Origin of the sequence: Novosphingobium sp. SG751A (genome assembly GCF_013149295.1) — a bacterium.
In the GTDB taxonomy this organism is placed as follows: Bacteria; Pseudomonadota; Alphaproteobacteria; order Sphingomonadales; family Sphingomonadaceae; genus Novosphingobium.
This window is the reverse complement of record NZ_JABGCB010000007.1, coordinates 232,293-244,076: the sequence shown is the minus strand read 5'-3', so window position 1 is coordinate 244,076 and position 11,784 is coordinate 232,293. Positions and strand designations below refer to the sequence as shown.

Annotated in this window: 12 protein-coding genes and 1 pseudogene; 9 read left to right on the top strand and 4 right to left on the bottom strand. The window is 64.5% G+C overall.

The window, feature by feature from the left end; genetic code table 11:
- Positions 1-210 precede the first annotated feature (210 nt).
- From FHW96_RS11835 to FHW96_RS11820, 4 genes are all read left to right on the top strand, one after another.
- Complete coding sequence (locus FHW96_RS11835; RefSeq protein ID WP_172340767.1) at positions 211-2,259, top strand: TonB-dependent siderophore receptor; 2,049 nt, start codon at positions 211-213, stop codon at positions 2,257-2,259.
- A gap of 27 nt (positions 2,260-2,286) precedes the next feature.
- Positions 2,287-2,823 carry a (2Fe-2S)-binding protein gene (locus FHW96_RS11830; protein ID WP_172340766.1) on the top strand — a complete coding sequence of 179 codons (537 nt, stop codon included), beginning with the start codon at positions 2,287-2,289 and terminating at the stop codon, positions 2,821-2,823.
- Entirely contained in the window at positions 2,820-3,164 is a 345-nt protein-coding gene (locus FHW96_RS11825) for an arsenate reductase family protein (RefSeq protein ID WP_172340765.1), read from the top strand. The genes FHW96_RS11830 and FHW96_RS11825 overlap by 4 nt, the downstream gene beginning before the upstream one ends.
- Before the next feature lie 144 nt (positions 3,165-3,308).
- Positions 3,309-3,938 carry a class I SAM-dependent methyltransferase gene (locus FHW96_RS11820; protein WP_172340764.1) on the top strand — a complete coding sequence of 210 codons (630 nt, stop codon included), beginning with the start codon at positions 3,309-3,311 and terminating at the stop codon, positions 3,936-3,938.
- Between the two features lie 259 nt (positions 3,939-4,197).
- Here FHW96_RS11820 and FHW96_RS11815 read toward each other — a convergent pair whose 3' ends face one another.
- On the bottom strand, positions 4,198-5,013 hold the full coding sequence (locus tag FHW96_RS11815) for a glycerophosphoryl diester phosphodiesterase membrane domain-containing protein (RefSeq protein ID WP_172340763.1): 816 nt from the start codon (positions 5,011-5,013) through the stop codon (positions 4,198-4,200).
- Between the two features lie 97 nt (positions 5,014-5,110).
- On the opposite strand from FHW96_RS11815, the gene lipB reads away from it, so the two are divergent.
- Positions 5,111-5,821, top strand: a complete 711-nt coding sequence (gene lipB, locus FHW96_RS11810; RefSeq protein WP_172340822.1) for a lipoyl(octanoyl) transferase LipB — start codon at positions 5,111-5,113, stop codon at positions 5,819-5,821.
- On the top strand, positions 5,818-6,069 hold the full coding sequence (locus FHW96_RS11805) for a hypothetical protein (protein WP_172340762.1): 252 nt from the start codon (positions 5,818-5,820) through the stop codon (positions 6,067-6,069). Before lipB ends, FHW96_RS11805 begins: the two co-directional genes overlap by 4 nt.
- 140 nt (positions 6,070-6,209) lie before the next feature.
- Here the strand turns inward: FHW96_RS11805 and FHW96_RS11800 are convergent, their stop codons facing one another.
- Entirely contained in the window at positions 6,210-7,292 is a 1,083-nt protein-coding gene (locus FHW96_RS11800) for an alkene reductase (protein WP_172340761.1), read from the bottom strand.
- A gap of 159 nt (positions 7,293-7,451) precedes the next feature.
- Complete coding sequence (locus tag FHW96_RS11795; protein ID WP_172340760.1) at positions 7,452-9,224, bottom strand: fatty acyl-AMP ligase; 1,773 nt, start codon at positions 9,222-9,224, stop codon at positions 7,452-7,454.
- A gap of 145 nt (positions 9,225-9,369) precedes the next feature.
- Between FHW96_RS11795 and FHW96_RS11790 the strand changes: the two genes are divergently transcribed.
- The 3 genes and pseudogenes from FHW96_RS11790 to FHW96_RS11780 form a co-directional block, all read left to right on the top strand.
- Complete coding sequence (locus tag FHW96_RS11790; RefSeq protein WP_253950889.1) at positions 9,370-9,921, top strand: regulatory protein RecX; 552 nt, start codon at positions 9,370-9,372, stop codon at positions 9,919-9,921.
- A 151-nt stretch (positions 9,922-10,072) separates the two neighbouring features.
- Complete coding sequence (locus FHW96_RS11785) at positions 10,073-10,471, top strand: NADH:ubiquinone oxidoreductase subunit NDUFA12 (protein ID WP_168605644.1); 399 nt, start codon at positions 10,073-10,075, stop codon at positions 10,469-10,471.
- An 8-nt stretch (positions 10,472-10,479) separates the two neighbouring features.
- A pseudogene (locus FHW96_RS11780) lies at positions 10,480-10,893 on the top strand (DUF2155 domain-containing protein); the annotation flags it as partial.
- Between the two features lie 35 nt (positions 10,894-10,928).
- Here the strand turns inward: FHW96_RS11780 and aat are convergent.
- Positions 10,929-11,717 carry a leucyl/phenylalanyl-tRNA--protein transferase gene (aat, locus tag FHW96_RS11775; protein ID WP_172340758.1) on the bottom strand — a complete coding sequence of 263 codons (789 nt, stop codon included), beginning with the start codon at positions 11,715-11,717 and terminating at the stop codon, positions 10,929-10,931.
- Between the last annotated feature and the right edge of the window lie 67 nt (positions 11,718-11,784).

Here is an 11,784-nt window from a genome sequence, read left to right as displayed (position 1 = left end):
TTGCGCCGGGCGGTTGTTGCAAGTGGGACGCGCGAGGCACAGGGCGGCAGGAAAAATGCTCCTGTTCGCTCCCAGCTCTTGTTTTTCCTGCGCGGCTCAAGGACATGCTGTTGGGTCAAAGGCCAAAGGCGCCTCGTCCTATCGGCCATCTTGGCAGGGTGGGGGCGGATCAATAAGGTCGCATCAAAAGCATATTAAGGGGATTTGAGGATGAAACTGGGCGCGCAAAGTCTGCGGGCGATCATGCTTGCCGGGGCGGCTTTGATGCCGGTGGCGGCGCATGCGGCCGATGAAGAGGCTGCTTCGCCGATCATCGTGACCGGCGCGGGGCTCAATGCGGCCCCCGCTGTGCCGGCCTATTCCTCACGCGAAATCGACCGCGAGGCGTTGACCTCTTCGGCCTCGGGTCGGATCGAGGACGTTTTGGCCAATGTGGCAGGTTTTCAACAGTTTCGTCGTTCCGACAGCCGTTACACCAATCCTTCGGCCCAAGGCGCGACCTTGCGCGCGCTGGGCGGCAATGCGGCAGCGCGTACGCAGGTGCTGCTCGATGGCGTGCCGATGGCCGATCCGATGTTCGGCTCGGTGCCGTGGAATGCCATCACGCCTGAGCGCCTCGGCTCGGTGCGGGTGACGCGGGGCGGCGGTTCGGGGGCCTTTGGTTCGGGGGCTGTGGCCGGGACGATTGAGCTCAACAGCGCCGGGCGCGACACGCTGGGCCTGATTTCGGGCGAGGCGCTGGCCAATGATCGCGGCGAAACCTCGCTCTCGGGAGCGGTTGCGCCGAAATTGGGCGCAGGCTTTGCCGAAGTGTCGGGCCGCTGGGATCGAGGCGACGGCTTCTGGACCACGCCGGAAAGCCAGCGCGTGGGGGCCAGTGTCAAATCGCGCTACGACAGCTGGTCGATTGGCGCGCGCGGCGTGGCCCCGATTGCCAACAATGTAGAATTGCAGGCCCGCGCGATGATCTTCGACGATCACCGCGTGCTGCGCTTTGCCGGGGCCACCAGCCATTCGAGCGGCGAGGATTTCTCGCTGCGTCTGGTCGGGCGCGGGCCGTGGCAGTTTGACGCGCTGGCCTATATTCAGGATCGCGGCTTCTCCAACGTCACTATTTCGGCCAGCACGTTCCGCCCCAGCCTTGACCAGCGCCAGACGCCCGCCACGGGCCTTGGCGCCAAGGTCGAGATCCGCCCGCCGGTCGGGCCGGACCATCTGCTGCGCCTCGGCGGCGACTGGCGCAGCGCGAAGGGGGATCTGAACGAAGTGGCCTATAATGCTGCCACCGGGGCGGTCACGGCCTATCGCTGGGCGGGCGGGCGCAACAATGATCTGGGCCTTTATGCCGAGGATGACTGGAAGCTGGGGCCCCTGACGCTGACGGGCGGGGTGCGCGCGGATCGCTGGAGCGTGAATGCGGGCTATAACCGGGCCGCCAATGCAGCGGGCGCCATCACCGCCAACACCGCCTATGCTCCGCGCAGCGACTGGGCGGTGACAGGGCGCGGCGGGGCCTTGCTGAAACTGGCGCCGGGGCTGGAATTGCGCGGCTCGGCCTATTCGGGCCTGCGCCAGCCCACGATCAACGAGCTTTATCGCAGCTTCACGCTGGTGGCTTCGGGCATTTCGACCGTGACCAATGCCAATCCGGCGCTGGGCAATGAAATGATGCAGGGCTATGAGGCGGGCGTCGATTTCACGCCGGTCTCGGCTTTGAAGCTGTCGGCCACGGCCTTTTATAATCGCGTCGCCCATGCCATCGCCAATGTCACCACGGCGCAGACCGCCACGGTGATCACCCGCGTCCGCCAGAATGTCGATGCGATCCGCGCGCGGGGCCTCGAATTTGCCGCCGCCCTCGATCTGGGCAGGATCAGTCTGGATGGCAGCCTTGCGCTGACCGATGCGGTGGTGCGGGCCAGCGGCTCGCAAATCGCGCTCAACGGCATGCGCCCGGCCCAGACGCCCAAGATCGCCGCCAGCGCCACAGTGACGTGGAAACCGCGCGATGGCTGGCAGGGGGCCTTGGTGCTGCGCCATTTCGGTTCGCAATATGAGGACGATCTGCAAGCCTATCTGATGCCTTCGGCCACCACCATCGGCGCCTTTGTTCAGGCCCCGCTGGGCCACGGCGTCAGCTTTATCCTGCGCGGCGAAAATCTGGCCAATGTGACTGTGATCACCCGCAATCAGGCAGGCAGCATGGACATTGGCGCGCCGCGCACGGTTTGGGCCGGGCTCAGGTTCGGCTTGAAGTAAACGGATCATGCGGGCATGGGAGAAGCCATGCCCGCCTTGACCCTCAATGGCCATCCGGTCGATCTGCGCATGGATGCTGCAACGCCTCTGCTGTGGGCGCTGCGTTGCGGGGCCAATCTGACGGGCGCGAAATATGGCTGCGGCACGGGCGAGTGCGGGGCCTGTATGCTCATGGTCGATGGGCAGGCGCTGCCCTCGTGTCAAATGACTTTGGCGCAGGCGCAGGGACGCAGCATCACCACCATCGAGGGGCTGAGCAACGACCGTTCGCACCCCTTGCAACAGGCGATGGTGGCCGAGGGCGCGATCCAATGCGGTTTCTGCACGCCGGGCATCGTCATGGCCGGGGCCGCGCTGCTGGCCGCCAATGCCGACCCCAGCGCGGATGATATCAACAAGGCCGTCACCAATCTTTGCCGCTGCGGCGTCTATCCTCGGCTGGTGCGCGCGATCCAGCGCGCCGGGCGGGTGATGCGCGGGCTGGAAACCATTGCCGCGGCCCCGGCGCCGGGCGGTAGCCCCCAAGCAGGGCGCGGCAATACCGATCAAAGGAGCATCCCATGAAGGCCACCATCTGGCACAATCCGGCCTGCGGCACCTCGCGCAAGACCTTGGCGATTCTGGAGGAAACCCCCGGCGTTGAAGTGAGCGTGGTGGAATATCTCAAGACTCCGCCTTCGGCTGAAAAGTTGGCCCAGCTCTATCGCGATGCGGGCATGACGCCGCAAGCGGGGCTGCGTTTGCGCGGCACGGATGCGGTTGAACGCGGACTGCCCGATGCCGATGACGCCACCGTATTGGCCGCCATGGCGGCCGAGCCGAAACTGATCGAGCGGCCCTTGGTGGAAACTGAAAAAGGCGTGGCGCTGTGCCGCCCGCAGGATGTGGTCGCCCAGATCCTTTAGAACCATATCCGTTATCGTGGATTACTGTTCCGATGGGGCGCGGTTTGCGGCAAATGTTGCGCATGGCCGCTTGCCAACGGGCTTGCAGTTTTGCAAACCTTTGGGCAGAGCACGCAGGTCTTAGGGTAGGGATTTGACAAGAGCATGACAACCGAACTGGCCGGAGAGGCGCCGCTTGCCAAAGTGAAAAGCCGGCTGAAGCGGGCGATAGGGCCTTGGGGGGTCTTTTTCGAAGGCTTCCTGAAAAACCCCGTCATGGTCGGCTCGATCGTGCCTTCCTCGCGCTTTACCATCAATCGCGTGCTGTCCGCCGTCGATTGGGACAATACCAAGCTCTTCGTCGAATATGGGCCGGGCGTGGGCACCTTCTGCCAGCCAGTCCTCGACCGCCTGCGCCGCGACGGAACGCTGCTGGTCATCGACCTCAACCCCGATTTCATCGAATATCTCACCCACACCATCACCGACAGCCGCTTTGTCGCGGTCCACGGTTCGGCCGAGGATGTCGAAGAGATTGTGCGCGCCCATGGCCATGAAAAGGCCGACTACATCATCTCGGGCCTGCCCTTTTCCACCCTGCCGCCCGGCGTCGGTCCGGCCATCGCTGCGGCCACCTATCGCGTCCTGCGCAAGGGCGGGGCCTTCCTCGTCTATCAGTTCACCCCGCGCGCGGGCGACTTCATGGCCCAGTTCTTCAAGCGCATCGACAAGGGGCTGGAGTGGATCAACGTGCCGCCTTGCTTCCTGTTTTGGGGTTGGAAGGACGAGGATTGAGGGGGGGCGGGGGCGGGTTTTATGCCTCCGGCGGGCAATAGAGTCTTAGACCCTTTGCAATCCCTTTAATGGGGTGGCGCTTCGTTTATGGCGGAGCGCCTTTTTTCGTTTTTAGGCCTGCGGCGCGGCGAGCTTGCGCAGGTTGGCGCCGCGGCCTTAAAGTTCCAACCTGCGTTCCATACAAAACGCCGAACCCATGGCGCAACGCAGACAGTAACGGGAGAGCGAGGGCCCAGACCCTCGCATAAACCTCCTTAATTCACTCAAACGTCGCCATAATATCATCCACGCTCGGCCCGGCCAGCTGCCGGTGGATCGCGGCCATCAGCCCGGCGATATAGAGCGTCACTATCGCGGCCAGCAGCGAAGAGACCACCGCCGAGATGATCCGCCCCGTATCCGGCCCGCCCGCCAGCGCGCCGATTGACCCGCCGATTGAAACGACCGCCACCATGGCCACCATCACCACCACGCCCACCAGCAGCGCAAAGCCGAGCAGTCGCCAGCCATTGCCGCGCGTGATGGCCCAGGACCGCATCAGCGCGCGCGCGGGATTATAGACCCGCTCGACCGCCACCACCGGCCCGACCAGCGACATGCGGATATAGGCGGCGATGGCCACGATCATCACGACGATCATGCCGCCCCCGGCCAGCGCGGGCTGTTTGGTCAACGCCAGCACGCCGATCAACCCGCCGCCGACCATTGCGATTGCGGCCGCCAGCATGATCTGCGCCAGCACATAGGGAAACACACCCTTGGCGCCCAGCGACAGCGCCTGGCCCACGGTCGGGCGGCTGCGGTCGGTAAACAGCGTCAGGATGGCCAGCACGCCCACCGCTTGAAACAGGATCATCGGGATCACATAGGGCAGAGCGGTGGCATAGAAGGCCTCCATCGCCTGCATCGCCTGGGCGGGCGATGCCCCTTGCGCGGCGGGCGGATCGGGCATCAGCAGCGCAAAGGCCAGCCTTGGCAGCAGAAAGAACACGCCCGCCAGAGCCAGCAGGACATCCCGATTGGCAAGAATTGCCGAATGGGCCGTCCGCCAGGCCAGATTGCTGTCAAAACGCATCGGGGTACTCCTTTCGCGCCAAGCCCGGCCCATATGCCTGCGGCGCATCTGACCCCTTGATAAGCGGAGCGGATTGCCCCACGCAAGAATCATGGTCATGCAAGATGCAATCAAGGCTGAGATTCTGCTCGAAAACGGCGTGGCCGTGCGGCGGGACTATGAGCCTGTGTCGTATCGCGAGGCTCTGGATTATCAGACCGCGCGCAATAGTGCGATTTATGAAGGGCTTGCGCCCGATCTGATCTGGCTGCTCGAACACCCCCCGGTGTATACGGCGGGCACCAGCGCGCAAGGCTCCGACATGCTCGATCCGCGCTTCGAAGTGGTCGAGGCGGGGCGCGGCGGCAAATATACCTATCATGGGCCGGGCCAGCGGATCGGCTATGTGCTGATCGATCTGAAGCAACGCGCGCGCGATGTGCGCGGCTTTGTCCATGCGCTCGAAGGCTGGGTGATCGACACTTTGGCCGATTTCGGGGTGGAAAGCTGGCGCAGCGAGGCGGGCGTGGGCATCTGGACCCGCGACATTGACGGTTCCGAGGCCAAGATCGGCGCGATTGGCGTGCGCATCCGCCGCTGGGTGACGATGCATGGGTTTTCGGTCAATCTGAACCCGGACCTGTCGCATTTCACCGGCATCGTGCCCTGCGGCATTGCCGAAAAGGGCGTCACTTCGCTGGCCCGCCTCGGCATCAGCGTTTCGGCGCAGCAATGGGACGAGGCGCTGCTGGCCCGCGCGGATCAGTTTCTGGCCAAGCTGGAGCAGGCCTGTCCTCCCGCCACAAAGCCTGAAGGAAATGAGCCATGAAGCGCGCTGTAACTGTCCTTGCCCTCGCGCTGGCGCTGGGCGGATGCTGGGGCAAGAAGGCCAGTAAGGCCGACGACCAGCGCACCGCCTCGGGCCAGATCCTGAACGGTTCGACCAGCGATGCGATGATTGCCTATGACGCGCTGACATCTCGGGCGCCTCTGGCCCCGCGCGCGGTGGCCGCCGCGCCCAGCGCCGCGCCGACCGAAGAAGCCGCCCCCGAGGAAGCGGCCAGCGCCGCCGAATAATTGCGAACCCGGCCCGCCGTAGGGGTTCGGCGGGCCGGGCGGCATTGGGCGAGAGGCTGACCATAGGGGACGGAGTGTGATCCTGCTGGTCAGCATCGCTCGTACTGGCCCGGCCGAGAGGGGGGAGCCGGGGCCAGCGATCAGGCCGAATAGGGCGGAAAGCTGGTATAGCCTTCTGCCGTATTTCCGTACCATGCCGAAGGATCGCCTCCTTCGGTCCAGGGATGCCCATGGGCGATACGGTCGACCAGATCGGGATTGGTAATGAAGGGCCGTCCATAAGAGATGGCGTCCGCCTCACCCTTTTCAAGAGCCGCCGCGCCCGATTGCGCCGTATAATCGGCATTATCGACCACCGGGCCCTTGAAGATGGTTTTGAGATGCGCGGCGCGGCGCGGCCCAAGGCCCGAACCGAACGTGCCGCCGGGCAAGGGATCGCGGATTTCGAGGAAGCCGATTTTGAGGTCGTCCAGCACCTTTGCCGCATGGTCGAACAGGGCATAGGTGTCGCTGTCTTCTACTCCCTGAATGCCGTCATTGGGCGAGAGGCGGACCGAAACGCGCCCCGCGCCCCAGACGCGGATCAGCGCCTCAGTGACTTCTTTCAGCAGGCGGGTGCGGTTTTCGATTGGGCCGCCGTAATCGTCGGTGCGGTGGTTGGTGCCGTCGCGCAGGAACTGGTCGATCAGATAGCCATTGGCGCCGTGCAGTTGCACGCCATCGAACCCGGCCTCTTTGGCAAGGCGCGCGGCATTTTCATAATCGGCGATCAGGCGGGGGATTTCGTGGGTTTCAAGGGCGCGTGCCTTCACATAGGGCTGTTTGCCCTGATAGGTATGCGCTTCGCCGGGCGCGGTGGTGGCGCTGGCTGAAACGGGCTGGATACCGTGGAGTTCGGGGTGCGACACGCGGCCCATGTGCCACAATTGCAGGACGATCCGCCCGCCCGCATCATGCACGGCCTGCGTCACCTGCTTCCAGCTTTCGGCCTGTTCACGGTTCCAGATGCCCGGCGCATTGGGCCATCCGCGGCCTTCGGCGCTGATCGCTGTGGCTTCGGAAATCAGCAGGCCCGCCCTGGCGCGCTGGGCGTAATATTGCGCCATCAGCGGGTTGGCGAGGCCTTCGCGGTTCGACCGTCCACGCGTGAGGGGGGCGAGCAGGATGCGGTTGGGGGCGGCGATATCGCCAAGGGCGATGGGCGTGAGGAGGGGGTTTGTCATGGCACGTGATGTTGTGCCGCGCCGCAGCAATTTCCAGTGCAAGCAGTTCTATCGCGGGGCCAAGAAAGACTAACGGGGCGCAAGACTTGAATCTTGCGCCCCGCAAACAGGGAGAGGGCTGGTGCCGAGGCGTGACACGGATGTGTCACGCCAACCGCATTACGCGGCCAGTTCAAACGGCGCGATTTCGCCCGACAGATAGAGCTTCTTGGCCTTGGCGCGGCTCAGCTTGCCCGAGGACGTGCGCGGCAGGGTGCGCGGGGGCACCAGTTCGACAATGGCCGGGTGGCCCAGAATGGCGCGCACCTTTTCGGCCACGGCATTCTTCAGCTTCAGGCGCTCTGCCGGGTCCGACACGCGGCAATGGACCAGCACGGCGGCGGTTTCCTCGCCGGTGTCGGTCTCAAGGCTGAAAGCGGCAATGTCGCCCTGATGGAAACCGGGGAGCTGTTCCACCGCCCATTCGATATCCTGGGGCCAGTGGTTCTTGCCGTTGATGATAATCATGTCCTTGGCGCGGCCGACGATGAACAGATAACCCTCGGCGTTCTGATAGCCCATGTCGCCCGTGTCCAGCCAGCCATCGACCAGACAGGCCGCCGTGGCTTCGGGATCGCGGAAATAGGAGTGCATGACCGAGGGGCCCTTGCACCACACTTTGCCGATCTGATGATGGGCAAGAATCTTGCCCGAGCCGTCGCGGACCTCGATTTCCATGTCCAGCACCGGCTTGCCGCAATTGACGATGGCGCGATAGCGGGCCGGGCGCGACAGGTCGCGCGGCTGGCCCGACAGGCGCTCTTCCTCGACCAGTTCGACGCGGATGCCTTCGCCCGGCGGCATGATCGTGACCGAGAGCGTGGCTTCGGCAAGACCATAGGAGGGCAGGAAGGCACTGGCCTTGAACCCGGCAGGCGCAAAGGCGTTGACGAAGCCCTGCATCACATCGGGGCGGATCATGTCCGCGCCATTGCCCGCAAGGCGCCAGCGCGACAGGTCGAAGCGCTCGTCCACATGGCTCTGGCTGGAAATGCGGCGGGCGCAGATGTCATAGCCGAAGGTGGGCGAATAGGAGATCGAATGGCCCGGATTGCGGGTGATCATGTCCAGCCATGCCAGCGGGCGGCGGGCGAAATCCTCGGTTTTGAGGTAATCGGTTGAAACCTGATTGGCGATGACCGAGAGGAAGCAGCCGACCAGCCCCATGTCATGATACCACGGCAGCCACGAAACGCAGCGATCATCGCCCTGCAATTGCATGGCCAGACCGTGGCCGCGCAGATTGTTGAGCAGCGAGGCGTGAGTCACGGCCACGCCATGCGGGAAGCGCGTCGAACCCGAGGAATATTGCAGATAACAGATGTCATCGCCCGAGGCCTGCGGCAGTTCGCCCGGCACCACCGGATCGGCGGTCAGAATGTCCCAGCTCAGCCCTTCGCACGCCCCGCCCTTGGCATTATGCGCCTGCGCGGCGGCAAGGCCCAGATGGCCGATTTCGGGCGGATAGAAAAACCACGAGGGATCGCTGCTGGCCAATTGGACGGCGAGCTGGTCGATATAATTGTCCTTGCCGCCAAAGCTGGTGGGCAAGGGCAGCGGCACCGGCCATGCGCCGGCATAGATCACGCCGCAGAACAGCGCGGCAAAATCGGCGCCCGTTTCGGCCACCATAGCGATGCGGTCGCCTTTCTTCACGCCGCGCGCGATCAGGCGATGCGCCATGGCGATCGCATCCTGACGCAGTTCGCGGAAAGGATAGGGCCGGATCAGATTGCCGCGCGGATCGTGAAAATTCAGCCCGCGGGTGCCGGTCGCCGCATAATCCAGCGCCTCGCCAAAGGTGGCGAAATCGCCGAAACGGCGCGGCAGGGCGCAGATATTGGGCGTGGGGATCAGGGCGGTGGGCGCTTCGATCACGGCGGCGTCGGTCATGGTCTAATCCGTCTTGGGTCATGCCCCGGCAACAGGGCATCAGAAACTGGCCCGCAAGTCGGGTGACGCGGGGGGTCCCCTTTGGCGCGCGACTGTGGCACGAATATGGCCAATGGATGATACAGAGCGCCCCAATCGCCGCAAAATGGCCCCAAAGCCCCTCGATTCGGCCCGGATCGAGGAAATGGCGCTGGCCTATGTCGCGCGTTTCGCCACCAGCGCGGGGCGTCTGGAGGATTACTTACTGCGCAAACTTCGCGAGCGCGGCTGGGCCGGGGATGAGTCGCCCGAGGCCACAGTAGCCGCGATTGTCGGCCGCCATGTCGAGCTGGGCTATATTGACGATGAAAGCTATGCCCGGATGAAGACGGGCAGCCTGCTGCGGCGGGGATTGGGGCAGCGGCGGATCGCGCAGGCGCTGGGGCAGGCGGGGATTGACGAGGATATTCGCGCCGAGGTGATGCCGGGTGAGGCGGAGGCGCGTGAGGCGGCGCTGGCCTATGCGCGGCGGCGGGGGCTGGGGCCGTTTGCGCGGCGCGCGATGCCCGATGATCCGATGGAGCGCCGCGCCCGCCGCGAAAAGGAAGTTGCCGCCATGCTGCGCGCAGGCCACGCCATGGGCGCAGCGCGGGCCGTTCTGGAGGCCGCCGACCCACAGGCCGCGCAGGACTGGGTCGAGGAAGCGCGCGAGGAATAGGGTTCCTTGGATGCTGCCCTTTGCCCTTGCCCCCTTTGCCCTTGCCCCCTTTGCCCTTGCCTTGCCCCCCCGCCTTGGGCTAGGCGCTAAACGTCACTGGCCTTAGCGGATTCTGTTCGCGGGCAGACCTGAATTTAGGGAAACTTGCGCAATGCTCTTCACCTGGTGGAACGGCTCCACTTTCGGCACCTGGCTCAACACCAAGTTTGGCGGCGAACAGGTTGGCACCGATTTTCAGGGTAACAAGTATTACCGCTCGAAGAAGGTCGTTCCGGCCGGCACCAACAGCCCCTTTGCGGGCATGGAGCGCCGTTGGGTGATCTATAATGGCGCCAATGATTCGAGCCGCGTTCCGGCCGAATGGCATGGCTGGCTGCACCATTCCTATGACGCCGTGCCGCAGAGCCATCTGCCGCCCCCCCGCATCTGGGAAACCGAATATACGCCCAACGCTACCGGCACCGCCAAGGCCCACCAGCCCCATCCCGAACTGCGCGGCGCGGGCAAGGCCAAGGCGGCCGGCTACGAAGCCTGGACGCCTGAAGGCTGATTGATACCATGCGCCGGACTCTGATGGTGGCTGGCGCCGGTATTTTGCTGGCATGTTTCGCGCTTTCGGCCTGCGGCGGCTCGTCCGAGCCCGAGACGCAGGCCACCGACGTGCCCAAGGCGGTGGCGGGCAATGCCGCCGCTCAGGCGGTTGAAAATCAGTTCGGCACCCCGGTCAAGGATCGCGTGGCCACGCTGGGCCTGCTCAACAAGCGCAACAATGAGCAGCAGGATATCGTCCTGAAAGTGGGCGAGGCGCGGCGCATCGGCAATGTCGTGGTCAAACTGTCGAGCTGCGAAAAGACCCAGCCCTGGGAGCGCCCGCAGGAAACCGGCGCCTTCGTTCAGGTCTTTGTCGAGCAGCGCGCGCAGATCTCCGATCCCCTGCGCTGGCAGAAAGTGTTTTCGGGTTGGCTGTTCCGCAATTCGCCGGGGCTGAACGTGGTTCAGCATCCGGTCTATGACGTTTGGGTCAAGGATTGCGCGATGAACTTCCCCGGCGAGGAAGAGAACCCGGCCGATTTCGCCGCGCCCAAGAGCGTATCGAAGGCATCGGGCAGTGCCAGCGCCACCCCGAGCGTTGAGGCCACGCCGACCCCCGCGCCTGCCAGCCCCGAAAACCCGGACTGAACCGGCAGGCCCGGTTCTTTCGGCCGCATCGCTTCACGCAGCATCGCCAGATAGCGCTTTTGCGGGATCTCCACCGCGCCCAGCGAGGCCAGATGGCTGGTGATGAACTGGCAATCGAGCAATTCGGCGCCCCCGATGCGCAGCGCCGCCACCAGCCAAGCCAGCGCAACCTTTGAGGCATCGGGCACGCGGCTGAACATGCTTTCCCCGCAAAAGACCCGTTCGAAACCAACGCCATAGAGCCCGCCCACCAGCGCGCCGTCAATCCAGCATTCGATCGAATGGGCATGGCCCAGCCGGTGCAATTCGCGATAGGAGGCCGCGATTCGCGCGCTGATCCATGTTTCGCCGCCGTCGTCGCCCTCGGCGCGGCGCGGCGCAGCGCAGGCGTCCAGCACAAGGTCGAAGGCCGCATTGCAGGTGACGGTGAATTTCTCGCGGCGCAAACTGCGCGCCAGTGAATGTGAAACGCGAAAGCCATCAAGCGGCAGGATGCCCCGCCGCTTGGGCTCGACCCAAAAGATTTCGGGATCGTCGCGCGAATCGGCCATCGGAAACACGCCGCCGCGATAGGCCAGCAGCAAGAGGGCAGGATCAATCAGATCTGGGTTTTCCATCGTCACCGGGCCTGTCTAGCATTCTGTTCATCCGGGCGTGAAGAGGGAGAAACAGCGCAAACCCCGC